Origin of the sequence: Sphingomonas cellulosilytica, assembly GCF_052321755.1 — a bacterium.
Taxonomy (GTDB): domain Bacteria; phylum Pseudomonadota; class Alphaproteobacteria; order Sphingomonadales; family Sphingomonadaceae; genus Sphingomonas.
Genome location: NZ_JBQRTT010000008.1, coordinates 116,127 through 138,881, shown reverse-complemented (window position 1 = coordinate 138,881; position 22,755 = coordinate 116,127). Strand labels below are relative to the sequence as shown.

Below are 22,755 nucleotides of genomic sequence, written 5' to 3'. Positions count from 1 at the left end.
CATGAAGCCGCCGATCGTCGCCACCGCGACGATCGCCGCGATGAACCCGTGGTTCACGCTTCCGCCCGCGCCTGTCGCGCCGCCACCTGTCCTGCCGATGTCGCTCATCATCCCTCCCTCACCCGCCGGTCCGCGCCGGTCGGTTCATCTGGTAACGCTAACGCTTGCCCCCCACGCGTCAAGCACCGGCGGGGCGGCGACGCGGAGCGGCATCGGACTGGCGGCGGATCAGCACGGAATCGAGCACGCGGTGCGGCGCGCCCTCCGGATCGCCCTGTCCGCGGATCGTCACGACGAGCAGGTCGACCGCGGCGCGCGCCATGTCGGCGATTGGCTGATGGATGGTGGTGAGTTCCGGCCAGATCGCCGTCGCCAGCGTGGTATCGTCGAAGCCGCAGACGGTGAGGTCGGCCGGCACGCCCAGCCCGCGGCGATGCGCCACCGCGACCGTCGCTGCCGCCATGTCGTCGTTGGACGAGAAGATCGCGGTCGGCGGCTCAGCGAGGTCGAGCAGCCGCTCGGCCGCATCCAGGCCGGAGCGATAGGTGAACAGCCCCGGCACGATCAGCGCGGGGTCCTCGGCGATCCCCGCCGCGGCGAGGGCGGCGCGATAGCCCTCCAGCCGTTCGGCGCTCGCGGTCAGATTGGGATTGCCGGCGATGAAGCCGATGCGGCGGTGGCCCAGGTCCATGATGTGCCGCGTCATCGTCGCCGCGGCCTCGCGATCGTCGATACGGATCGCCGGCTGGTCGGCGGGCGGCAGGCTGGCGGCGACGGCGACGCACGGCACGCCGGCGGAGCGCAGCAGCGCGAGCAGCGCCGGCGCCTCGCACAGGGGCGGCGGCAGGACGATGCCGTCGATGCCGCCGGCGATCAGATGCTGCACCGCCTCCAGCTCGTGATCGCCCAGCTCGCACTTTTCGATGACCATCTGCACGTCGCTGCGGCTCGCCTGTTCGAGACTGCCGAGCAGGAATTCGCTCAGGTAACCGTTGGAAGGATTGCTGTAGAGCAGGCCGATCCTGATCTGACCCGCCCCGGCCAGGCTGCGCGCGGCGCGATTGGGCGCATAGTTCAGCGCGGCGATGGCGGCCTTCACAGCATCGCGCGTCTCCGGCCGGACATTGCGTTCGGCGTTGATGACGCGCGACACGGTCATCGGCGACACGCCGGCTGCGCGCGCCACGTCCGCGATGGTCGGCGCGCCTCCCGAACGGCGCGAGACGCGCGGCGCTGATCCTTCATTCCCCATGGCGATACGCATAGGCCGCTGCGCCCGCGCCGCAAGAGCAGCGCTCGCTTTGTCGCGCGCCAGCGCCTAACCGGGCGGCGGACGGACGAGCGAAGAGGATCGCGGGAATGACGACGATGCGCCGGTGGCTGGGGATGCTGCTCATCCTGCTCTGCATCGGCGCGACCGCCACCGCCCAGCCATCCCCCACCGTCACCGCGACGCAGCAGCTGGCGCAGGCCGAATCGGATCTCAACAGCGTCGACGGCGCGCTCGACGACAAGATCGACCGCGACACGCGATCGCGACTGCGCGATCAGGCGCTGTCCGCGCAGGGCGACGCCAAGGCCGCGGCCGACCAGCTTCGCGCGCAGCTGGCGCTGGTGGATGCGCAGATCGCCGGGCTGGGGCCGCCGGTCGCGGGCGTGGTGGAGGCACCTGATATCCGCGCCGAACGCCGCGACCTCGCCACGGCGCGTAGCACGCTCGATTCCAAGGTGAAGCGCGGCCAGTTGATCGTGGTGGAGGCGGGGCAGCTGATCGCCGAGATCGACCGCATCCAGGCGGCCGAGATCAGCCAGCGGATATCCGTACGCGCGGCCTCGCCACTGTCGCCGCGCTTCTGGAACGCGGTGCTCGTCGCCTTTCCGCGCGACATGCGCCGCGTCACCACGCTGATGAGCCGCGAGAGCATCCAGATCAACCGCGGCCTGCTGAGCGGCTTTCCCTCCGGCGCGCTGTTCGGCGGCGTACTCGCGCTCGCCCTTTTGTTTCCGGTGCGGCAGATGCTGCGTCGTGCCGGCCAGCGCTATCTCATCACCGATGCGCCGGGCCATCGCGTGCGCCGGTCCGCCAATGCGCTGTGGCGTGTGTTCGTGGGCACGGCGATGCCGACGGCGGCGGCGTTTCTGTTCGTCCAGGGCCTGCGATGGTCGGCATTGCTCGCCCCGACATGGGAGCCGCTGGCGGGCGCGCTGATCCTCGCGGCGGGCTTTGCCGGCTTCACCGTCGCGGTCGGCGGTGCCTTCCTGATGGCGAACCAGCCCTCGTGGCGGATCGCGCCGCTGACCGACGATTCGGCGACGGCGCTGCGGCCGGTCAGCTGGGCGCTCGCCTTCGTCGCCTTTGCGGTCATCCTCATCGACGCGTTCAACGCCACCGTCGGCGCGAGCGCCGCAGCGCAGCTGGCGCTGGAGGCGGCGGAGGTCGTCGTCCAGCTTGGCCTGATCTGCGGCACGCTGCTGATCGTCGGTCGCCTGCGCAGCCGCGCCGCACAGACCGACACGAGCGAGAGCGGCGCGGCGACCAGCGCGGGCGTCGGCGCGGTGACGCTGGCCTTGTGGCTGGTCGCCGCGGGCTCCGCGCTTGCGCTGCTCATCGGTTATATCGGGCTGGCGATCACCGTGGTGCAATTCGTGCTATGGGCGACGCTGCTCGCGGTGTGCACCTATCTGCTGATGGTGGTGATCGACGATGTCGCCACCAGCCTGTTCCAGCGCGACAGCCGCATCGGCCTGACGCTGCGGCACGGCATGGGGATCGGCGGCAGCGCGGTGGACCAGTTCGGCGTGCTGCTGTCGGCGTTGCTGAGGCTGGTGGTGATCGTCATCGCGCTGGGCCTGCTGCTGTATCCGTTCGGCGCCGGCTTCGGATCGTTCCTCGACCGGGTCGGCGCGCTTGCCCGCGGCGTGCAGGTCGGCGGCGTCGCGATCTCGCCCGGCACGATCCTGCAGTTCGTCGCGGTGCTGGCGCTGGGGCTGTTCCTGGTCCGGCAGTTCACCGGCTGGCTCGACACGCGCTACCTGCCGAGTACCGACCTCGATGCGGGCGTGCGCAATTCGGTTCGGATGGTGGCGCGCTATCTGGCCATCGCGCTGGCGGTGGTGTGGGCGCTCGCCTCGCTCGGCATCGGGATGGAACGGATCGCGCTGCTGCTGTCCGCCTTGTCGGTCGGCATCGGTTTCGGTTTGCAGGCGATCACGTCCAACTTCGTCTCAGGGCTAATCCTGCTCGCCGAGCGGCCGATCAAGATCGGCGACCTGATCCGCGTCGGCACCGATGAAGGCGACGTCAAGCGGATCAGCGTGCGGTCGACCGAGATCGAACTGGGCGACCATTCGACGCTGATCGTACCTAATTCGGAGCTCATCACGAAATCGGTGCTGAACAAGACGCTGGCCGGGCCGCTCGGGCGCATCCAGGTGCAGTTCTCCGTGCCGATCGCCACCGATGCCGACCGGGTGCGGGCGATCGTGCTGGAGACCTTCACCGCCGAGCCGGCGGTGCTGGATGCGCCGGCGCCATCGGCGATGGTCGACCAGATCGCCGACGGGCGCATCCACTTCAATTGCTTCGCACATGTCGCCAGTCCGCGCGGGACCGGCGATGCCCGCAGCAACGTGCTGCTGACGCTGCTGCGGCGGATGCGCGAGGAGGGGATCGAGCTGGGGACGGTGCCGCAGCAGATGCAGCTGATCGGCCCCGCCCCCTCCTCGTCCGACCTGCCGCCTACCAGTTGATGCCGACGCGGGCGTAGAGGTAGCGCCCGTTGAAGCCGAACGGCGAGTAATAAGGGAAGCCGAGCACGCCGGTGGAGTTGTTCGCGGCGATCTGGCGATCCGGATAGACGTCGAACAGGTTGCTCACCCCCAGGCCGATCTGCGCGCCCTTGGGGGCGGAATAGCGCAGTTCGAGGTCGGTGATCGCGTGCTTGCCCGTATGGACGTCGGCGGCGGGCGTGGTGCCGGGCTGGTTGACGTCGCCGTAATAGGTGACGCGGGCGAGCGCGCCGAGCCGGTCGAGCGACCAGTCGATCGTGCCGGTCACCTTCTGCTGCGGCGTACCGTCCTCCAGCGTCAGGATGCGGCTGCGCGCGAACAGGGTCGGCGCGGGGTTGAGCGTGGCGGTGGAGGTGGGCACGCGCGTCACCTTCACGTCGTTGATGTTGCCGGCGACGGTGAAGTCGAAGGCGCCGGCGCTCTCCGTGCGCAGCCGGTAGTGCGCCACCGCGTCGATGCCCTTGGTGGTCGAGGCGAGGCCGTTGATGAAGAAGCGCGCCGCCGAGACGTTGAACGGCGCCAGCAGGCCGGCGACCGCCGGGCTGAAGCTTGCGGCGATGTTCTCCGACAGGCCGATCTGGTTGCGGATGTGGATGCGATAGGCGTCCACCGTCAGGTCGAAGCCGCCGGCGCGGATCACCGTGCCGACCGACAGGTTGGTCGACTTTTCGGGTTCGAGCGGCAGGCCGCCGAGTGCGGTGCCGACCGGGCTGACCGAGGGATAGGTGCCGGTGAGGATCGGCACGCCGTTGGTCACGACCGAGGCGACCTGGGTGAAATATTGCTGCTGGAGCGAGGGCGCGCGGAAGCCGGTGGAGGCGGTGCCGCGCAGCGCGAACCAGGGCGCGAAGTCGTAGCGCGCCGAGAGCTTGCCGTTGGCGGTGCTGCCGAAGTCCGAATAATGTTCGCCGCGGCCGGCGATGCCGAGGAGCAGCTTGTCAGTCAGCTGCGCTTCGAGATCGACGTAGATGCTGCCGCTGCGGCGGGCGCGCTCGATCGCGTTGCGCGGGGCGAAGCCGCCGAAGCCTTGCGCACCGGGCGCGGACCCCGCGACCGCATCGGTGGCGCCGGCGGGATAATCGTAGGAGGCGCGCTCGCCCGGGCTGATCTTGTAGCCCTCACGCCGCCCTTCGATGCCGAAGGCGAGGTTGAGCGACTGGAACACGTCGAACTTGCGCGTCACGTCGAGGCCGGCGACATATTGGTCGTAGGCGACGGCGCCGTCGTAGAAGGTGCGCGGGGTGGCGGAGCCGTAGGCGTAATTGGCCGAATTGAGCGTGCGGAAATCGACCGTGTTGCGGCCGTAGCTGACCGACAGATCGATGTCGAAGCCCGACACGTCGCCGCGCAGGCCGACGGCGGAATTGATATCCTTCGACTTGGTGTTGATGATCGGCAGGAAGCCGTTCGGATAGCCCGCTAACTCGAGCTGCTGGATGGTGATCGCGTTGGCGGCGGTCTGCGCGACGGGTCTGATACGTGGGAAGGCGGCACCGCGGGTGTCGCGGTCCTGATAGCCGCCGAACGCATAGAGGCTGAGGTGATCGGTCAGCGAGGTGCCGGCGTTGACGAAGCCGGTGTACTGCTCGACCTCCGGGTCGCCGTAGCGGCCGGTGACGCGGGTCGGCGACACGCGCGGATCGAAATCGGCACGGTTGGTCGGGCGGCGGTTCAGATATTCGCCGGAAATGGTGATGTAGCCATCGCTGCCGAAGCCGATGCCCTGCCATGCCGAGGCGGTGACGGTGTGTTCGCCGGTGACGTGGCGGCTGCCGCGCGCGGTATCGACCTGGGTGTCGTAGAAGCCGTAATTGACCTGCGCGCCGCCGCCCGAGCGGGCTTGGCGCAGGCGCAGGTTGATGACGCCGGCGATCGCGTCCGAGCCGTATTGCGCCGAGGCGCCGTCGCGCAGCACCTCGATCCGGTCGAGCGCCACGGTCGGGATCGTGTTGAGGTCGACCGCCGCCGAGCCGCGACCGACGGTGCCGTTGGTGTTGAGGTTGGCGGACGTGTGGCCGCGGATGCCGTTGATGAGCACCAAAGTCTGGTCGGGCGACAGGCCGCGCAGCGTCGCCGGGCGGATCGCGTCGGTGGCGTCGTTGGCCGAGGGGCGCGGGAAATCGATCGACGGCGCGATGGTGGCGAGCGCCGAGGCGAGTTCGGTCGTCCCCTGCCGCTGCAGGCTGGCGCCGCTCAGCACGTCGACCGGCGACACGCTGTCGAGGCGGCTGCGCCCTTGCGTGCGGGTGCCGGTGACGATGATGTCCTCGCCCTCGTTGCCGGTGGTGGCGGCGTCGGCGACGGGCGCGGCCTGCGCCGGTTCGGCGACGGCGGGGGGCTGGTCCTGCTGGGCGGGAGCAGGGGCCGGCGCGGCTTGGGCCGCAAGCGCGGCGGAGCTTGCCGCGAGCAGGAGTTCGCTGATGATCGTCACGGGGTCACCCTTTGATGTCGTTGCGCTTGGATAGCGGACGGACGGGTATAGCCCATTAACTTGGGGGATGATCTCCAAGAAAAACTTTGCTGCGGCGCAGCGGAAGAACCTTCCCTCGTCATCCCGGACTTGTTCCGGGATCCACGGTTCGGCAAACCCATGGACTTTGTGGCGCGCGGCACGGTGGATCCCGGAACAAGTCCGGGATGACGAGGGGGCAACGTCAAGCCAAGCTCCGCTTGAGCAAGGCGGTGCGCAGGCATTGGCAGACCGTCTCGTCGCGCTGGTTGAGCATGACGTGGCGGAAGGTGACGAGGCCGGCGTCGGGGCGCGACTTGCTGTCGCGCAGTTCCACAACCTCGCTTTCCGCGCGTAGCGTGTCGCCGAGGAACACGGGCCTCGGCATCACCAGCTTGTCGTAGCCGAGATTGGCGACCAGCGTGCCCAATGTCGTGTCGCCGACCGACAGGCCGACCATCAGCGCGAAGGTGAAGGTGCCGTTGACCAGAATCTGCCCGAATTCGCTCGCCCGCGCCGCCTCGGCATCGAGGTGCAGCGGCTGCGGATTGTGGGTCATGGTGGAGAAGAGGAGGTTGTCCGTCTCCGTCACCGTGCGGCGGATGTCGTGGACCAGCCGGTCGCCGACCTGCCATTGATCGTAGCAACGTCCGGCCATCAGCCCTCTCCCCCCGGCGCTTCGATACGGACGAGCAGCGCGCCTTCGGTCACCTGCCCTTCGGGCGTTGCGGAAAGTTCGGCGACCACGCCGTCGAACGGGGCGACGAGGCTGTGTTCCATCTTCATCGCCTCCAGCGTGACGAGGCGCTGGCCCTTGCTGACGGTGTCGCCCGCGGCCACGTCGACGGCGATGATGCGGCCGGGCATCGGCGACAGGATCGCGCCGTCCCCTGCCCCGCCCTGCGCGGCACCGGCGGCGCGCCAGGGCGTGACCTCCCACGTCTGGCCGCCTTCGGTGACGAGCAGCCTGCCGACAGGCTCAGCCCTGACGGAGGCCGTGAAATCCACCGCCACCCGTTCGCCGCCGACCGCCAGCGTCGCCATGCTGCGCGGGGCCGCGTTGAGGCGAAAGCCGGCGAGCGGCTGGGCGCCGGCGAGCGCCGCGGCGGCGTCGGCCAGCACCTCCTCGCTCGGCAGCGGCGGGGGCAGCAGCGCCTCGCCCTCGCGCGCGATCAGGCCGGTGTCGAGCGTGCCGGCAACGAAGGCGGGGTGATCGAGCGCCTCGACGAGGAAGCCCGCATTGCTGCGCAGCGGCCAGACGATCGCGGCATCGAGCGTGTCGGCGAGCGTCTCGCGCGCCTCCTCGCGCGTGGCGCCATGGGCGATGACCTTGGCGATCATCGGGTCGTAGAAGGGGGTGATCGTCGCGCCCTGCTCGACGCCGGTGTCGACGCGCGCGGCGCTGCCGAGATCGAAGGCGTCGAGCCGGCCGATGCTGGGCAGGAAGCCGCGCGCCGGGTCCTCGGCATAGAGCCGCGCCTCGATCGCATGGCCGGTGATGGCGAGCTCGTCCTGTGCGCAAGGCAGGGCCTCGCCGCTGGCGACGCGCAGCTGCCATTCGACCAGATCCTGGCCGGTAATCATCTCGGTCACCGGATGCTCGACCTGCAGCCGGGTGTTCATTTCCATGAACCAGATGCGGTCGGCACGCAGGCCCTCGGAGGCGTCGGCGATGAATTCGATGGTGCCGGCGCCGACATAGTCAACCGCCTGCGCGGCGCGGACCGCGGCGGCGCAGACCGCCTCGCGCGTCGCCGCGTCCATGCCGGGGGCGGGCGCCTCCTCGATCACCTTCTGGTGGCGGCGCTGGAGCGAGCAATCGCGTTCGAACAGGTGGACGACATGGCCGTGGGTGTCGCCGAACACCTGCACCTCGATGTGGCGGGGCGAGAGGATGTATTTCTCGATTAGAACCTTGTCGTCGCCGAACGCCGAGGCCGCCTCGCGCCGGCACGAGGCGAGCGCTTCGGCGAAGTCGGCGGCCGCATCGACGCGGCGCATGCCCTTGCCGCCGCCGCCGGCCACCGCCTTGATGAGCACGGGATAGCCGATCGCGTCCGCCTCCGCCCGGAGCCGCGCCTCGCCCTGGTCGTCGCCGAGATAGCCGGGGGTGACGGGCACGCCGGCGGCGATCATCCGCGCCTTGGCGGCATCCTTCAACCCCATCGCGCGGATGCTGGCGGGGCGCGGGCCGACCCAGATCAGCCCGGCGTCGATGACGGCCTGCGCGAAATCGGCATTCTCGCTGAGAAAGCCGTAGCCGGGGTGGATCGCCTGCGCGCCGGTTTCGCGCGCGGCGGCGATGATGCGGTCGCCGATCAGATAGCTGTCGGCCGGGCGCGCGCCGCCGATCGCCACTGCCTGGTCCGCCTCGCGGACGTGGAGCGCGCCGGCATCGGCATCGGAATGGACCGCGATCGTGCGCACGCCGAGCGCGCGCGCGGTGCGGATGATGCGGCAGGCGATCTCGCCGCGGTTGGCGATGAGCAGCGATTCGATCATGCGGCGTTCCGGTCGGATGAGGCGTGGAAGTTGGCGAAGTGTACACTACGTGCGCGCCGGAATCGGGGTCCGGCGGGGGTCGGCGCGGGGATCGGGAGGCGTGCGGCGGAGGCGTGGAGCGCGGCCATGCGGGCGCGGTATAGCCGAGGTGCCGCGGTGTAGGACAGGCGCATCAGGCGGGGCATCCGGTGGTGCGGTGCGAATAGGTGACGTTGAGGATCCTCCACCCGCCTGCCCCTGCTGGTCCACGGACGAGGTCGAATAGATTGTAGCCGCAGTGCGACGGCTTGCCGTCCACGGTGACCGTATAGGATGCCCAGACCATGGCGACATCGCCGTCGACCTCGATCGCCGGTTCGCCTAGGCGTTCGCTGGCCCTGGCGGCATCGGGCCTCAGCGTCGCGGCGAAATCCGCCCAGCGCTGGGTGCGGCGCTGGGGCGTGCCGTCGGGCGCGGTGCGGGCGACGGTGACGGTGCCTTCGGGCAGCGTCGCGGCGAGCACGGCGGCGCCATCGTTGCGCTCCAGCGCGGCGAGCAGCGCGTTGACCGGCGCCATCACCGCCACCGCATCGGGATCGGCATAGGGCAACGGGTTGGCCGGCGGCAGCGTGTCCGCCGATTGCAGGGCGAGGAGAAGGGGGAGAGAGACGGCGGGCATCATGGAACGGCCTTTCGTGCTATCGTCCTCCCTGCGCGCAGCGCGGGGAGGGGGACCGCCCGGCGCAGCCGGGGGGTGGAGGGGCCATGGCGATACCGAGGAAACCAGGCGCGACGGTGCGCCGGTCGCGTCGATTGCGACGCGAAATGTCTCCCGCGGAAGTCGCTTTGTGGTGCGAACTGCGCCAGCGGCCCGCAGGACTCAAATTCCGGCGACAGCATCCCGCCGGTCGTTTTTCCATCGATTTCTTCTGTGCGGCGGCGAGGCTGGCGATCGAAGTGGACGGCGAAGCGCATGATCGTGGAGAGCAACCCGCACGTGACGTCGAACGAAACCGGTGGCTCGCGGAACACGGCATCCGGACGTTGCGCGTGCCAGCTGCGCTGGTGTTTCGGGAGATGGAGAATGTGGTGGCGGGTATCGTCGCCGCCGCAAATGCGCGGCTGCCCCTCCACCACCGGCCTGCGGCCGGCGGTCCCCCTCCCCAAGCAGAGCTTGGGGAGGAATAGGCGCGCGGCCCCTGCCCTCACATCCGGAACAGGCCGAAGGACGGCCGTTCGGGGATGGGGGCGTTGTGGCAGGCGGCGAGCGACAGGCCGAGGACGTCGCGGGTCTGGGCGGGGTCGATGATGCCGTCGTCCCACAGGCGCGCGGTCGCGTACCAGGGGTTGCCCTCGTCCTCGTACTTGGCGCGGACGGGGGCCTTGAAGGCTTCGGCTTCCTCCGGCGTCCAGCGGTCGGCGTCGCGGTGGACGGTGGCGAGGACGCTGGCCGCCTGTTCGCCGCCCATCACGCTGATCCGGCTGTTGGGCCAGGTGAACAGGAAGCGGGGCGAATAGGCGCGGCCGCACATGCCGTAATTGCCCGCGCCGAAGCTGCCGCCGATCAGCACGGTGATCTTGGGCACGCTGGCGGTGGCGACCGCGGTGACGAGCTTGGCGCCGTGCTTGGCGATCCCCTCCGCCTCGTAGCGGCCGCCGACCATGAAGCCCGAGATGTTCTGGAGGAACAGCAGCGGCACGCGGCGCTGGCAAGCGAGCTCGATGAAATGCGCGCCCTTCTGTGCGCTTTCGCTGAACAGCACGCCGTTGTTGGCGAGGATGGCGACGGGCAGGCCGTGGATGGTCGCGAAGCCGCAGACGAGCGACGCGCCGTACAAGGCCTTGAACTCGTGGAACTCCGAACCGTCGACCAGCCGGGCGATCACCTCGTGCACGTCATAGGGCGCGCGCACGTCGTCGGGGACGATGCCGTAGAGGTCCTCCGCCGGGTAGAGCGGCGCGCGCGCGGGCGCGATACCGGGCCCGGTCTGTTCGGGCAGCGTCGCGACGATGTCGCGGACGATGGCGAGCGCGTGGTCGTCGTCTTCGGCGACGTGATCGACGACGCCCGAGCGGCGGCCGTGCGTCTCGGCGCCGCCCAGGTCCTCGGCCGAGATGACCTCGCCCGTCGCGGCCTTCACCAGCGGGGGGCCGGCGAGGAAGATCGTCCCCTGCCCGCGCACGATGATCGTCTCGTCCGACATGGCGGGGACATAGGCGCCGCCGGCGGTGCAGCTGCCCATCACGCAGGCGATCTGCGGGATGCCGAGCGCCGACATATTCGCCTGGTTGAAGAAGATGCGGCCGAAATGCTCGCGATCGGGGAACACCTCCGCCTGGTGCGGCAGGTTGGCGCCGCCGCTGTCGACGAGGTAGATGCAGGGGAGCCGGTTTTCCTGCGCGATCTCCTGCGCGCGCAGGTGCTTCTTGACGGTCAGGGGGTAATAGGTGCCGCCCTTCACCGTCGCATCGTTGCAGACGACCATCACCTGCCGGCCGGAGACGCGGCCGATGCCGGCGATGACGCCGGCGCCGGGGACCTCATCGTCGTAGAGGCCGTGGGCGGCGAGCTGGCCGATCTCGAGCAAGGCGCTGCCGGGATCGAGCAGGCGTTCGACGCGCATCCGGGGGAGCAATTTGCCGCGCGCGGTGTGGCGGTCGCGCGATGCCTCGCTGCCGCCGCGGGCGGCGCGGGCGACGTCGCTGCGCAGGTGCTCGGCGAGTGCGCGGTTGTGCGCGGCGTTGCGTTGGAAGACCTCGCCGTCCGGGGTGACGGTGGTCGGGAGAGCGGGGCCCATCAGCAAAGCCCCTCCCCTTCAGGGGAGGGGTTGGGGTGGGGGACGCGAGCGCAGCTCTCGGTGAGACATCCCCCACCCCCTACCCCTCCCCTGAAGGGGAGGGGCTTGATCTGTCCCCCCCTCACTGTGCCACCTTCGGCGCGGCGCCGATGAGTTCGCGGCCGATCAGCATGCGGCGGATTTCGTTGGTGCCGGCGCCGATGTCGAGCAGCTTGGCATCGCGCATGAAGCGTTCGACCGGCCAGTCCTTGGTATAGCCGGCGCCGCCCAGCGCCTGGATCGCCTCCAGCGCGACCTTCACCGCATTCTCGCTCGCGTAGAGGATTGCGCCCGCCGCGTCGAAGCGGGTGGTGCGGCCGGCGTCGCAGCTTTTCGCCACCGCATATACATAGGCGCGCGCCGAATTGAGCGCGACATACATGTCGGCGACCTTGGCCTGCATCAGCTGGAACTGGCCGATCGGCTGCCCGAACTGCTTGCGCTCGCGCACGAAGGGGACGACGACGTCGAGGCAGGCCTGCATGATGCCCAATTGGATGCCGGCGAGCACCGCGCGCTCGTAATCGAGCCCGCTCATCAGCACGCCGACGCCGCCGTTCTCCGGCCCCATGACGTTTTCGGCGGGCACGTGGCAGTCGTCGAACACCAGCTCGGCGGTCGGCGAGCCGCGCATGCCCATCTTGTCGATCTTCTGCCCGATGCCGAAGCCCGGCATGTCGCGCTCGATCAGGAAGGCGGTGATGCCGCGGCTCCCTTCCCCCGTTTTGGCATAGACGACCAACGTATCGGCGTAGGCGGCGTTGGTGATCCAGAACTTGGTGCCGTTGAGGACGTAGCCGCTGTCGGTCTTCGCCGCGCGCAGCTTCATCGACACGACGTCGGAGCCGGCGCCGGCTTCCGACATGGCGAGGCTGCCGACGTGTTCGCCGCTGACCAGCTTGGGCAGGTATTTCGCCTTCTGCTCCGGATTGCCCCAGCGGCGGATCTGGTTGACGCAGAGGTTGGAATGCGCGCCGTAGCTGAGGCCGATCGAGGCCGACGCGCGGCTGACCTCCTCGACCGCGACGACATGTTCGAGATAGCCGAGGCCGAGGCCGCCGAATTCCTCCTCGACGGTGATGCCGTGGAGGCCGAGATCGCCCATCGCCGGCCACAGCTCGTCTCGCGGGAACCAGTCGTCGGCGTCGATCCTGGCCGCCAGCGGGGCGATGCGGTCGGTGGCGAAGCGCCGCGTGCTCTCGCGGATCATGTCCGCCGCCTCGCCCAAGGCGAAATCGAAATCGTTCAAAGCATCCGCTCCTGTCGTTGGCCGGTGCGATAGCACAGCGGGGCGGATGGGTAAAAATCGACAGCGCGTGCGGTGATCTATAGATGGCATCTATGATCGACCGCTATCTGATCCGCTATTGCCTGGCCATCGTCGATCACGGCAGCTTTTCCGCGGCGGCGGCGCAGTGCCGGGTGACGCAGCCGACGCTGTCGGCGGGCATCGCCAAGCTGGAGGCGGCGCTGGGCCAGCGGTTGTTCGATCGCAGCACGCGGCGGGTGCGGCTGACCGACGCGGGCGCGCAGTTCGCGCAGCACGCGCGCGGCATCGAGGCGGGCTTCGTCGCCGCCGAGCGCGCCGTCGCCGCGGCGTCGCCGCATATGCTGATCCGCATCGGCGTCGCCCCGACGCTGCCGACGCGCTGGCTGGCGGCGGCGCTGCGCGCGGCGCGCGCTGCGGGCGGCGACGAGCGGATCGAGATCGTCGAGGGCCGGACGAGCGAGTTGCAGGCGAAGCTGGACCGCGGGCGGATCGACGCCCTGCTGGTGGCGACGACGGACGACGGCGACCTGGCGGAGGTGATCGGCCGCGACCGCTATGGCGTGGCGATGGCGCAGAGCCATCCGCTTGGCCGTGGTACGGCGGTGTCGGCGGAGGAGATCGCCGCGGAAACGATGATCGTGCGCCGTCATTGCGAGGTGCTGCCGCTGGTCAGCCGCTTCTTCACCGCGCGCGGCATCCGCCCGTTCATGGCCGCGCGCACGGTGAGCGAGGATCGCGCCGCCGCCTATGTCGCGGCGGGGCTGGGCATCACGGTGATGCCGCGCAGCCTGGCCGGGCCGGGGATCGCGATGCTTGACCTGCGCGGGTTCGACCCGGTGCGACGCATCGGCCTCAGCATACCCGAGGCGGCGCTGCCGCGGCTGCGGCGCAGCGTCGGCTATGGCGCGCTGCTCGATGCGCTGCGGCGCGAAGCAGACGGCTTGGATTCATGCTGCAAAGCGGCATAATCAGCCGCCATGCGGATCGCGATCATCGACACCAGCACGACGCGCGCGGCGATCATCTCCGACGGCCTGCGCGACGCAGGGCTAGGCGACCTCGCGCTGATCGATCCGGGCGGGCCGCTGCTCGCGCAGCTGGAGGCGGCGCGGCCCGAGGTGGTGCTGGTCAACCTGGAGAATCCCAGCCGTGACGTGCTGGAGGATTTCTTCGCGATGAGCCGCGCGCTCGCCCGCCCGATCGCGATGTTCGTCGACCAGAGCGATGCCGAAGCGACCGCGGCGGCGGTGGATGCGGGCGTTTCCGCGTACATCGTCGACGGCCTCGCCAAGCAGCGGATCAAGCCCGTGCTCGACCTCGCCGTCCGCCGCTTCCAGGCCTTTGCGCGGTTGCAGCGCGAACTGGCCGAGGCGAAGAGCGCGCTGGCCGATCGGCAGGCGGTGGACCGGGCCAAGGCGATCCTGATGAAGCGGCGCGGGCTCGACGAGCCTGCCGCCTATGCGCTGCTGCGCAGCCATGCGATGCAATCCAACCGGCGCATCGCCGAGATCGCCGAGGCGATCGTCACCAGCGATGCGCTGATGGGAGATTTGCCGTGACGCTCGCCCCCGATCGGCCGACGTTCCGCATCGGCTTCCTGCCGCTGGTCGATGCCGCGCTGCCGATCCTGGCGCGCGAGCAGGGCTTCGCCGCCGCGGAAGGCATCGCCATCGCGCCGGTGCGCGACATGACCTGGGCGACGGTGCGCGACCGGTTGCTCTATGGCCATACCGATGCCGCGCACCTGATCGCGCCGCTCGCCATCGCGACGACGCTGGGGCGCGGGCGGCCGGCGGTGCCGCTGGCCGTGCCGTTCGTGCTGGGGCTGAACGGCAATGCGGTGACGCTTTCGACGGCGCTGGCCGAGGCGGTGGCGCTGGATGCGGAACTCGCCGATCCGGTGGCGCTGGGCGCGCGGCTGCGCGCCGTGGCGCTGGCGCGGGCCGCGGCGGGCGCGCGGCTGCGCTTCGGCGTGGTGCATCGCTATTCGAGCCATAATTACATGCTGCGCTATTGGCTGGCGGCGGTCGGCATCCGGCCCGATCGCGACGTGGAGATCGTCGTCACCAGCCCGCCCTTCGCCGCCGACGCGCTGGCGGCGGGCGAGGTCGACGGCATCTGCGTCGGCGAGCCGTGGAACAGCATCGCGGTGGATCGCGGCGTCGGCCGGATCGCGCTGGTGACCGCGCAGATCTGGCGGCGCGGGGTGGAGAAGGTGCTGGCCCTGCGCGCCGACACGATGGCGGAGCGCGGCGACGAGGTGGCGGCGCTGATCCGCGCGCTGCACCGGGCGGCCGCGCATTTCGTCGCGCCGGATACGGCGGAGGAGAGCGCGGCGATCCTGTCGCGGCCGGAATATTGCGATGCCCCGGCGGCAACGATCCTGCGCGCGATCACCGACCGCGTGCGGCTGATGCGGGCGGGCGCGGCGCTGCACATCCCGGATTTCATGTTCCAGTATCGCGAGGCGGCGAACTTCCCGTGGCGCAGCCAGGCGGCGTGGCTCTATTCGCAAATGACGCGCTGGGACGGGACGCCGTTCTCGTCCGAGGAGGCGAAGGCGGCGGAGGGGGTGTTCCGGCCGGACCTGTATCGCGCGGCGCTGGCGGGATCGTCGGCGACGCTGCCGGGGGCGAGCTCGAAGCTGGAAGGGTCGATCGCGGCGGCGACGGGTGTGGGGGCGACGCAGGGGCGGCTGATCTTGGGGAGCGACCGGTTCTTCGACGGGAGGGCGTTCGATCCGGATGAGATACCGGGGTATTTGCGGGGGTTGGAGACTTAGGCCGTGACGATGCCTCCGACATCCTTCGCAGTTGTCGGCAGGCGCCAGAGGACGATGGCGGCGATCGTCATGAGCGCTGCCGCCACAAGAAACGGCGCACCGGGCAGGTAGATGCCGTGATGGTCGACATGGGCTTCGAACAACCACGTCATCGGCGCTGGGGCCAGCACCGCTGTCAGGGCGCCGGAACCGGCGATCACCCCCTGCAATTGTCCCTGCTCCTCGGCACGCACCCTGTCGGTCATCATCGCCTGGATCGAAGGGAACGTCATGCCGGCCAGCGACCCGATGGTCATCGCGACCACGACCGTGCCGGTACGGCTGGCAAAACCGAGCATCAGATAGGATGGAATGGCGAACAGGATCGCATAGCGCGCGGTCGTGGCGGCGCCCATCCGCCCGATGACCTTTCGGGTCAGCACCGCCCGAACCAGCACCATCAGGATGCCGTAATAGGCGGTCGTCAATCCGGTCGCCAGCGGTGTCCAGCCGAAACCCGCCGGACCGTAATAGGGCCATATCGAGATTTGCGCCTGCAACGCGAACTGGCAGAGGAATAGCACCCCCAAACATCGCAGAACGACAGGCGAGGTCCGCGTCGCCAGCAGCGCCCCGATCGGATTGGCGCGTCCGATGCTGAAGGGGCGCCGCGCGGCGGGGGGCAAGGTTTCCGCAAAAGTGCGCAAGCCCACGACTACGCCCACGGCAGCAAGCACTGCCGCCACGGCGAACGGCGTCCGAACCCCGGACATGGCAGCGACCCCGCCGATCGCCGGTCCCATCACCAGCCCTGCCGCGCCCGCCGCCCCGACGGTGCCGAAGGCACTGCCGCGATCCGATGCGGGTACGACATCTGCAATGCATGAATTGGCCGCCGCCCACGTCGCGCCGGTGATGCCGGACAACATCCTGCCGATGACCAGCAAGGTCAGCGACGGCGTGATCGCCATTACCGCATAGTCGACAGCGAAGGATGCGAGGGTGACGAGCAGTACCGGACGGCGGCCGAAACGATCGCTGAGACTGCCGATGATCGGTGAGAACAGGAATTGCATCGCCGCGAAGGAAGCCAGAACATAGCCGCCGATCTGCGCCGCGTGCCCAAGATCGGTATGGGCCAAATCCTTGATAAGATGAGGCATACCCGGCGTAATCAATCCAACGCCAGCCATATCGACAAAGACGATGAACGATATGTAACGCAATGTCGCACGAATGTTTTTCGACATAGCTGCATACCTTTAGTGGCGTCCCGGCTGTTTGGTCTTCTGCGCCGCGTCGGTTGATCTTGCAAGATCGGACAGTCGAAGCGCCCCCGTCGAAACAACTTAGTTGATATTTGGTGGCGTCCATGCGGCCCGGCGTTCGCGGAGATGACGGTGGAGGGTGGAGGGCTGCCCCCTCCTCCGTCATCCCCGCGGAGGCGGGGATCCATATTGGCTGACGTTTGCGGAAGGAGCCCGACGACCTGCGACTATGGATCCCCGCCTTCGCGGGGATGACGGAGGAGAAGGAACGGCGGGATCCAATTTGCTGCGGGTGCGAAATGGGGTTGCGCCTTGCTCGCGAATCAGGCAGCTTCCCATGCGTCGGGCAAGGATGCCGGACATGAGATAGACGCGGTGCCGGTCCAACGGGGGGCCGGTATCGCGACGACGGACGCAGGCTGAAGCCGGTCCGCCGACGGCAACGAAGCCGCCAGGATGCTGCCAGCGATGGCCGTCGTCCTGGCGGCTTTTTCTTTGTCTTTTCGCCAAGGGGACACGCGGGCATGGCAACGGCATTTTGGGACGGCAAGAGCGAGGCACGCAGCGGCTTCTGGGCGAGCGGGCACACGCCGACGCTGATCGCCGCATTCCTGTATTTCGACCTCGCCTTCATGGTGTGGGTGCTGCTCGGGCCGCTGGCGCCGGAGATCGCGCGGACGCTGGCGCTGACGCCCGCCGAAAAGGGGCTGATGGTGGCGACGCCGACGCTGGCGGGTGCGGTGCTGCGCGTCGTCAACGGGCTGCTGGTCGACCGGATCGGCCCGAAGACGGCGGGGGCGATCAGCCAGGTGATCGTCATCGTCGGGCTCGCCGCCGCCTGGGCGCTGGGGGTGAACAGCTTCGGCGGCACGCTGGCGCTGGGGGTGATCCTGGGCTTTGCCGGCGCGTCCTTCGCGATCGCGCTGCCGCTGGCCAGCCGCTGGTATCCGCCCGAACACCAGGGCAAGGCGATGGGCCTTGCCGGCATGGGCAATTCGGGAACGGTGCTCGCCGCGCTGTTCGCCCCTGCCCTCGCCAAGCTCTTCGGCTGGAACGCAGTGCTGGGCCTTGCCTGCCTGCCGCTCACCGCCGTGCTGGTCGCCTATTGGCTGATGGCGAAGGATGCGCCCAATCCGCCGGCGCCCAAGAGCTTCGGCCAGTATCTGACGCCGCTCGGGAGCGCCGATGCCTGGTGGCTGATGGGCTTCTACGCGGTCACCTTCGGCGGGTTCGTCGGGCTGGCGGCCAGCCTGCCGATCTATTTCACCGATCGCTTCGGACTGACCACGATCCAGGCGGGCTATTGCACCGCGGCCTGCGTGTTCGCGGGGTCGCTGGTGCGGCCGATGGGCGGCGCGCTGGCCGATGCGGTCGGCGGGGTGAAGGCGCTGACCGCGGTGTTCGCCATCGCCGCGCTGGCGCTGGTCGGCGTCAGCATGGCGGGGAGCGTCGGGGCGGCGCTTGGCTGTTTCGTGCTGGCGATGCTGGCGCTCGGCACGGGCAATGGCGCGGTGTTCCAGCTGGTGCCGCAGCGCTTCGCCCGGGAGATCGGGGTGATGACCGGGCTGGTCGGCTTCGCCGGCGGCATCGGCGGCTTCTACCTCGCCTCGTCGCTCGGCCTCGCCAAGCAGTGGACGGGCAGCTTCGCGCCCGGGTTCCTGATCTTCGCCGGGCTCGCACTGGCGGCGCTCGCCGGCCTCACGCTAGTGAAGCGGGGATGGCGTGCGCGCTGGGGCGCCGCCGGAACCGTACGGCTCTGAACCACCATGCGTCTGACTTACGCCACCCTCCTGCCCGTCCTCACCTGCGCCGCGGTTCCCGCTGCGGCGCAGACGATCACGCCGCTGGTCGAGGCACGGCTGCGCCACGAGCATGTCGAGCAGGGCGGCCTGCCCGAGGATAGCGATGCGGTGACGGCGCGCATCCGCAGCGGCGTGCAGGTGAGCGACGGGCGCTGGTCGGCGCTGGCCGAGGCGCAGGGCAACCTTGCCATCGTGCCCGACTATTTCGACGGGCTGCACGGATCGGCGACGCAGCGGCCGCTGATCGCCGATCCGCAGAACATCGCGCTCTATCGGGCGCAGCTGCAATATCGCAGCCCGGCGCTGACCGTCACCGCCGGACGGCAGCGGATCGCGCTGGAGGACGAACGCTTCGTCGGCGCGGCCGGCATCCGCAACAACGGCCAGACCTTCGACGCGGTGCGGGCGGAGGTGACGCCGGTGAAGGGCGTCAGGGCGGACGTGACCTATGCCTGGGGCGTCCGCACCGTCTGGGGCATCGACGGCGCCGGCACGCGCCAGCAGGCGGTGAGCGGCAACAACGTGTTCGCGACGCTGGGCGTGGCGACCCCGGTGGGGACGCTGACCGGCTTTGCCTATCTCGTCGACCAGGACGAGGCGGTCGTGCAGGGCTATCGCCTGTCGAGCCAGAGCTATGGCGCGCGGCTCGCCGGGAGCCGCGCGTTCGGCCGAACGGTGGTGACGTGGCAGGCGAGCCATGCCCGCCAGTCCGATTACCACCGCAACCCCAACGATTATGCCGCGAGCTACTGGCTGGCGGACGCCGGGGTCGATTTCGGCGGGCCGCGGCTCGGCGGCGGCTACGAGGTGCTGGGCGCCAGCAAGGGCATCGCGCTCACCAGCTTCCAGACGCCGCTCGCCGCGGTGTTCAAGTTCCAGGGCTGGACCGACCGGTTCAACCCGACGCCGCCCGACGGGGTGCGCGACCTCTACGCCAGCGCGGGCTGGGGCTGGAAGCAGCTCGGGCCGCTGCAGGCCGTGACGCTGGTCGCTGCCTATCATCGCATGGAGAGCGACCGGCTGGTCCGCCACTATGGCGACACGCTGAACCTGCTCGCGCAGGCCAGGGTCGGCCGCCGCACCACCGCAAGCATCCGCTACGCCGATTACCAGGCCGACCGCCTGTTCACCGACGTGCGCAAACTCTGGCTCCAACTGGACTGGACCCTATGACGCAACACTCGCCCATCACACCCGACGCCACCGTGCGGGAGCATCTCGTCGTCATCGGCAACGGCATGGCCGGCTGCCGCGCGGTGGAGGAGCTGATCGCGCGCGATCCGCACCGCTATCGCGTGACGATCTTCGGTGCCGAACCGCATGTGAACTACAATCGGATCATGCTGTCACCGGTGCTGGCGGGCGAGAAGAGCTTCGACGATATCGTCATCAACGACCTGGCCTGGTATGCGGGCAACGGCATCGAGCTGATCGCGAGCGACCCGGTCGAGGCGATCGACCGGACGGCGCGGACGGTGACCGCGCGGTCGGGGCGGACGGTCGGCTACGACCGTCTGCTGATCGCGACCGGGTCCGACCCCTTCATCATCCCGGTGCCGGGCAAGGACCTGCCGGGCGTCATCAGCTTTCGCGACATGGCCGACGTCGACCACATGCTGGGCGCCGCCGAGCGGGGCGGCGATGCGGTGGTGATCGGTGGCGGGCTGCTCGGGCTGGAGGCGGCGCACGGGCTGACCCTGCGCGGCATGAAGGTGACGGTGATCCACCTGATGCCGACGCTGATGGAGCGGCAGCTGGACGAAGCGGCGGGCTGGCTGCTGAAGCAGGCGCTGGAGGCGCGCGGGCAGACGATCCTGACCGAGGCGCATACCGCCGCCATTCTGGGCGACAGCCATGTCGAGGGCGTCCAACTGAAGGATGGCACGGTGATCCCGGCGAGCCTCGTCGTCATGGCGGTCGGCATCCGTCCGTCGGTGGCGCTGGCGCGCAGTGCCGGGATCGAGGTGGGGCGCGGCATCATGGTCGACGACCATATGGTGACCAGCGATCCGCGGGTGCTGGCGGTCGGCGAATGCGTGGAGCATGACGGCACCGTCTACGGCCTCGTCGCGCCGCTGTGGGACATGTGCCGGGCGCTCGCCGACGGACTGACCGAGCGGCACAGCGGCTATCGTGGGTCGGTCACCTCGACCAAGCTGAAGGTCGCCGGGCTCGACGTCTTCTCGGCGGGCGATTTCGCCGGCGGCGACGGGGCCGAGGACATCGTGCTGCGCGACGCATCGCGCGGGGTCTACAAGCGCGTGGTGGTGCGCGGCGACAAGGTAGTCGGCGCGGTGCTGTATGGCGATACCGCGGACGGCGGCTGGTATTTCGACCTGCTGAGGCGCGGCGAGGACGTGTCCGCCATCCGCGACATGCTGATCTTCGGCCAGGCCTTCGCCGCGGGAGGCGGCGCGGCGGACCCTAAGGCGGCCGTTGCGGCGCTCTCCGACGAGGCGGAGATCTGCGGCTGCAACGGCGTCAGCAAGGGGCAGGTCGTCGCCTGCATCGCCAAAGGCGCGCGCAGCCTGGATGCGGTCCGCGCCGGGTGCAAGGCGTCGGCGAGTTGCGGGTCGTGCACCGGGCTGGTCGAGAGCATCCTCGCGCTCACGCTCGGCGACGAGGTGCAGGCAGGACCGAAGACCTTGTGCAAATGCACCAGCTTCGGCCACGACGACGTGCGGCGCGAGATCGTCGCCCAAGGCATGCGATCGATCCCGGAGGTGATGCAGCGACTGCACTGGACGACGCCAGACGGCTGTTCGTCGTGCCGGCCGGCGCTCAATTACTACCTGCTCTGCGCGCTGCCCGGCGCCTACAAGGACGACCAGCAGAGCCGCTTCGTCAACGAGCGGCTGCACGCCAACATCCAGAAGGACGGCACCTATTCGGTGGTGCCGCGGATGTGGGGCGGCCTGACCAACCCCAAGGAGCTGCGCGCGATCGCCGACGTGGTCGAGAAGTTCAACGCGCCGATGGTCAAGGTGACCGGCGGCCAGCGGCTCGACATCTTCGGGATCAAAAAGGAGGATCTGCCCGCGGTCTGGGCGGATCTCAACGCCGCCGGCATGGTCTCGGGCCACGCCTACGGCAAGTCGCTGCGCACGGTGAAGACCTGCGTCGGATCGGAATGGTGCCGGTTCGGCACGCAGGATTCGACCGGGCTGGGCGTCAAGGTCGAGCGGATGACCTGGGGCAGCTGGATGCCGCACAAGTTCAAGATCGCGGTCAGCGGCTGCCCGCGCAATTGCGCCGAGGCGACGATCAAGGATTTCGGGATCGTCTGCGTCGACAGCGGCTACGAGCTGCACGTCGGCGGCAATGGCGGCATCAAGGTGCGCGCCACCGACCTGCTCTGCCGCGTCGCGACCGAGGCGGAGGCGATGCATCACTGCGCCGCCTTCATCCAGCTGTACCGCGAGGAGGCGCGCTATCTGGAGCGCACCGCGCCGTGGATTGAGCGGGTCGGGGTGGATTACATCCGCGAACGCATCGCCGACGATGCCGAGGGTCGCGATGCGCTGGCGGGGCGCTTCCTCCATTCCCAGTCCTTTTCGCAGGACGATCCGTGGGCGGCGCGCGTCGGCGGCGAGGACCGCGAACAGCATGCACCGATGGCGGTGTTCACTCCCAGGGAAGAGGTGCTGGCATGACCGGCGAATGGCTCGATATCGGCTGGGTGAACGAGATCCCGGTGCGCGGCAGCCGCACGGTGCAGGTGGCGGGCGGCGACGACATCGCCGTGTTCCGCACCGGCGAGGGCAAGGTGTTCGCGTTGCTGGACCGCTGCCCGCACAAGCACGGGCGCCTCAGCCAGGGGATCGTCCACGGCGGCGCGGTGGCGTGTCCGCTGCATAACTGGCGCATATCGCTCACCACCGGCGAGGCGCTGGGCGAGGACAAGGGCTGCACGCCGGTGGTGCCGGTGAAGGTGAGCGGCGGGCGGGTGCTGATCTGCCGGACCAGCGTGCTGCAGGCGGCGGCGTGAGGTGCGGCGCAATCCTCCCCGGCACGGGGAGGGGGACCGCGACGCGCAGCGGCGTGGTGGAGGGGGCTATCCACAAGGGGCATCGCTCGCGGAAGCCCCCCTCCACCAGC

Annotated in this window: 17 protein-coding genes; 9 read left to right on the top strand and 8 right to left on the bottom strand. The window is 69.6% G+C overall.

From position 1 onward, the window contains the following. Positions 1–178: 178 nt before the first annotated feature. Complete coding sequence (locus ACTZQ5_RS12670) at positions 179–1,252, bottom strand: LacI family DNA-binding transcriptional regulator (protein WP_443585549.1); 1,074 nt, start codon at positions 1,250–1,252, stop codon at positions 179–181. 107 nt (positions 1,253–1,359) lie between these two features. Between ACTZQ5_RS12670 and ACTZQ5_RS12665 the strand changes: the two genes are divergently transcribed. Continuing rightward, complete coding sequence (locus ACTZQ5_RS12665) at positions 1,360–3,750, top strand: DUF3772 domain-containing protein (RefSeq protein ID WP_443585548.1); 2,391 nt, start codon at positions 1,360–1,362, stop codon at positions 3,748–3,750. On the opposite strand, the gene ACTZQ5_RS12660 is transcribed toward ACTZQ5_RS12665, so the two are convergent. The 4 genes from ACTZQ5_RS12660 to ACTZQ5_RS12645 all read right to left on the bottom strand — a co-directional run bounded on the left by ACTZQ5_RS12660 (position 3,740) and on the right by ACTZQ5_RS12645 (position 9,401). Next, a complete protein-coding gene (locus ACTZQ5_RS12660) occupies positions 3,740–6,220 on the bottom strand; it encodes a TonB-dependent receptor plug domain-containing protein (protein ID WP_443585547.1) in 2,481 nt (826 codons plus the stop codon). The genes ACTZQ5_RS12665 and ACTZQ5_RS12660 overlap by 11 nt on opposite strands. A 223-nt stretch (positions 6,221–6,443) precedes the next feature. Beyond that, on the bottom strand, positions 6,444–6,896 hold the full coding sequence (locus ACTZQ5_RS12655) for a MaoC family dehydratase (protein ID WP_443585546.1): 453 nt from the start codon (positions 6,894–6,896) through the stop codon (positions 6,444–6,446). Further along, positions 6,896–8,740 carry an acetyl/propionyl/methylcrotonyl-CoA carboxylase subunit alpha gene (locus tag ACTZQ5_RS12650; protein WP_443585545.1) on the bottom strand — a complete coding sequence of 615 codons (1,845 nt, stop codon included), beginning with the start codon at positions 8,738–8,740 and terminating at the stop codon, positions 6,896–6,898. The genes ACTZQ5_RS12655 and ACTZQ5_RS12650 overlap by 1 nt, the downstream gene beginning before the upstream one ends. A gap of 172 nt (positions 8,741–8,912) precedes the next feature. Continuing rightward, on the bottom strand, positions 8,913–9,401 hold the full coding sequence (locus tag ACTZQ5_RS12645; RefSeq protein ID WP_443585544.1) for a nuclear transport factor 2 family protein: 489 nt from the start codon (positions 9,399–9,401) through the stop codon (positions 8,913–8,915). An 83-nt stretch (positions 9,402–9,484) separates the two neighbouring features. Here ACTZQ5_RS12645 and ACTZQ5_RS12640 point away from each other — a divergent pair, with 83 nt between their 5' ends. Continuing rightward, the gene (locus ACTZQ5_RS12640) at positions 9,485–9,907 is read left to right on the top strand and encodes an endonuclease domain-containing protein (RefSeq protein ID WP_443585543.1); all 423 of its coding nucleotides are present in this window, start codon (positions 9,485–9,487) and stop codon (positions 9,905–9,907) included. A gap of 17 nt (positions 9,908–9,924) precedes the next feature. On the opposite strand, the gene ACTZQ5_RS12635 is transcribed toward ACTZQ5_RS12640, so the two are convergent. Continuing rightward, the gene (locus tag ACTZQ5_RS12635; RefSeq protein WP_443585542.1) at positions 9,925–11,517 is read right to left on the bottom strand and encodes a carboxyl transferase domain-containing protein; all 1,593 of its coding nucleotides are present in this window, start codon (positions 11,515–11,517) and stop codon (positions 9,925–9,927) included. A gap of 121 nt (positions 11,518–11,638) precedes the next feature. Beyond that, on the bottom strand, positions 11,639–12,766 hold the full coding sequence (locus ACTZQ5_RS12630) for an isovaleryl-CoA dehydrogenase (protein WP_443585552.1): 1,128 nt from the start codon (positions 12,764–12,766) through the stop codon (positions 11,639–11,641). A 131-nt stretch (positions 12,767–12,897) separates the two neighbouring features. Between ACTZQ5_RS12630 and ACTZQ5_RS12625 the strand changes: the two genes are divergently transcribed. Genes ACTZQ5_RS12625 through ACTZQ5_RS12615 form a run of 3 tightly spaced genes read left to right on the top strand, consistent with a single transcriptional unit; the run spans position 12,898 to position 15,608 of the window. Beyond that, complete coding sequence (locus ACTZQ5_RS12625) at positions 12,898–13,794, top strand: LysR family transcriptional regulator (RefSeq protein ID WP_443585541.1); 897 nt, start codon at positions 12,898–12,900, stop codon at positions 13,792–13,794. 9 nt (positions 13,795–13,803) lie between these two features. Then, on the top strand, positions 13,804–14,385 hold the full coding sequence (locus ACTZQ5_RS12620; RefSeq protein ID WP_443585540.1) for an ANTAR domain-containing response regulator: 582 nt from the start codon (positions 13,804–13,806) through the stop codon (positions 14,383–14,385). Then, positions 14,382–15,608 (top strand): CmpA/NrtA family ABC transporter substrate-binding protein, encoded by a 1,227-nt coding sequence (locus tag ACTZQ5_RS12615; RefSeq protein WP_443585539.1) that lies wholly within the window; start codon positions 14,382–14,384, stop codon positions 15,606–15,608. The genes ACTZQ5_RS12620 and ACTZQ5_RS12615 overlap by 4 nt, the downstream gene beginning before the upstream one ends. Here ACTZQ5_RS12615 and ACTZQ5_RS12610 read toward each other — a convergent pair. Beyond that, on the bottom strand, positions 15,605–16,837 hold the full coding sequence (locus tag ACTZQ5_RS12610; RefSeq protein ID WP_443585538.1) for an MFS transporter: 1,233 nt from the start codon (positions 16,835–16,837) through the stop codon (positions 15,605–15,607). The two genes, ACTZQ5_RS12615 and ACTZQ5_RS12610, sit on opposite strands and share 4 nt — an antisense overlap. 542 nt (positions 16,838–17,379) lie before the next feature. On the opposite strand from ACTZQ5_RS12610, the gene ACTZQ5_RS12605 reads away from it, so the two are divergent. From ACTZQ5_RS12605 to nirD, 4 genes are read left to right on the top strand one after another with little or no spacing between them, the layout of a single operon-like run. Next, a complete protein-coding gene (locus ACTZQ5_RS12605) occupies positions 17,380–18,615 on the top strand; it encodes a nitrate/nitrite transporter (RefSeq protein ID WP_443585537.1) in 1,236 nt (411 codons plus the stop codon). A gap of 6 nt (positions 18,616–18,621) precedes the next feature. Then, positions 18,622–19,830, top strand: coding sequence for an alginate export family protein (locus ACTZQ5_RS12600; protein ID WP_443585536.1), 1,209 nt, complete (start codon positions 18,622–18,624; stop codon positions 19,828–19,830). Then, positions 19,827–22,310, top strand: a complete 2,484-nt coding sequence (gene nirB, locus ACTZQ5_RS12595; RefSeq protein WP_443585535.1) for a nitrite reductase large subunit NirB — start codon at positions 19,827–19,829, stop codon at positions 22,308–22,310. Before ACTZQ5_RS12600 ends, nirB begins: the two co-directional genes overlap by 4 nt. Then, complete coding sequence (nirD, locus tag ACTZQ5_RS12590) at positions 22,307–22,645, top strand: nitrite reductase small subunit NirD (RefSeq protein ID WP_443585534.1); 339 nt, start codon at positions 22,307–22,309, stop codon at positions 22,643–22,645. The genes nirB and nirD overlap by 4 nt, the downstream gene beginning before the upstream one ends. Positions 22,646–22,755 lie beyond the last annotated feature (110 nt).

Bases quoted from the DNA above. Each gene is read 5' to 3' on its own strand.
- ACTZQ5_RS12610 (WP_443585538.1), bottom strand. From the start codon at position 16,837: ATGTCGAAAAACATTCGTGCGACATTGCGTTACATATCGTTCATCGTC.
- ACTZQ5_RS12630 (WP_443585552.1), bottom strand. From the start codon at position 12,766: ATGATCCGCGAGAGCACGCGGCGCTTCGCCACCGACCGCATCGCCCCG.
- nirB (WP_443585535.1), top strand. From the start codon at position 19,827: ATGACGCAACACTCGCCCATCACACCCGACGCCACCGTGCGGGAGCAT.
- ACTZQ5_RS12640 (WP_443585543.1), top strand. From the start codon at position 9,485: ATGGCGATACCGAGGAAACCAGGCGCGACGGTGCGCCGGTCGCGTCGA.
- ACTZQ5_RS12620 (WP_443585540.1), top strand. From the start codon at position 13,804: ATGCGGATCGCGATCATCGACACCAGCACGACGCGCGCGGCGATCATC.
- ACTZQ5_RS12635 (WP_443585542.1), bottom strand. From the start codon at position 11,517: ATGGGCCCCGCTCTCCCGACCACCGTCACCCCGGACGGCGAGGTCTTC.
- ACTZQ5_RS12605 (WP_443585537.1), top strand. From the start codon at position 17,380: ATGGCAACGGCATTTTGGGACGGCAAGAGCGAGGCACGCAGCGGCTTC.
- ACTZQ5_RS12625 (WP_443585541.1), top strand. From the start codon at position 12,898: ATGATCGACCGCTATCTGATCCGCTATTGCCTGGCCATCGTCGATCAC.
- ACTZQ5_RS12600 (WP_443585536.1), top strand. From the start codon at position 18,622: ATGCGTCTGACTTACGCCACCCTCCTGCCCGTCCTCACCTGCGCCGCG.
- ACTZQ5_RS12670 (WP_443585549.1), bottom strand. From the start codon at position 1,252: ATGGGGAATGAAGGATCAGCGCCGCGCGTCTCGCGCCGTTCGGGAGGC.
- ACTZQ5_RS12645 (WP_443585544.1), bottom strand. From the start codon at position 9,401: ATGATGCCCGCCGTCTCTCTCCCCCTTCTCCTCGCCCTGCAATCGGCG.
- nirD (WP_443585534.1), top strand. From the start codon at position 22,307: ATGACCGGCGAATGGCTCGATATCGGCTGGGTGAACGAGATCCCGGTG.
- ACTZQ5_RS12655 (WP_443585546.1), bottom strand. From the start codon at position 6,896: ATGGCCGGACGTTGCTACGATCAATGGCAGGTCGGCGACCGGCTGGTC.
- ACTZQ5_RS12650 (WP_443585545.1), bottom strand. From the start codon at position 8,740: ATGATCGAATCGCTGCTCATCGCCAACCGCGGCGAGATCGCCTGCCGC.
- ACTZQ5_RS12665 (WP_443585548.1), top strand. From the start codon at position 1,360: ATGACGACGATGCGCCGGTGGCTGGGGATGCTGCTCATCCTGCTCTGC.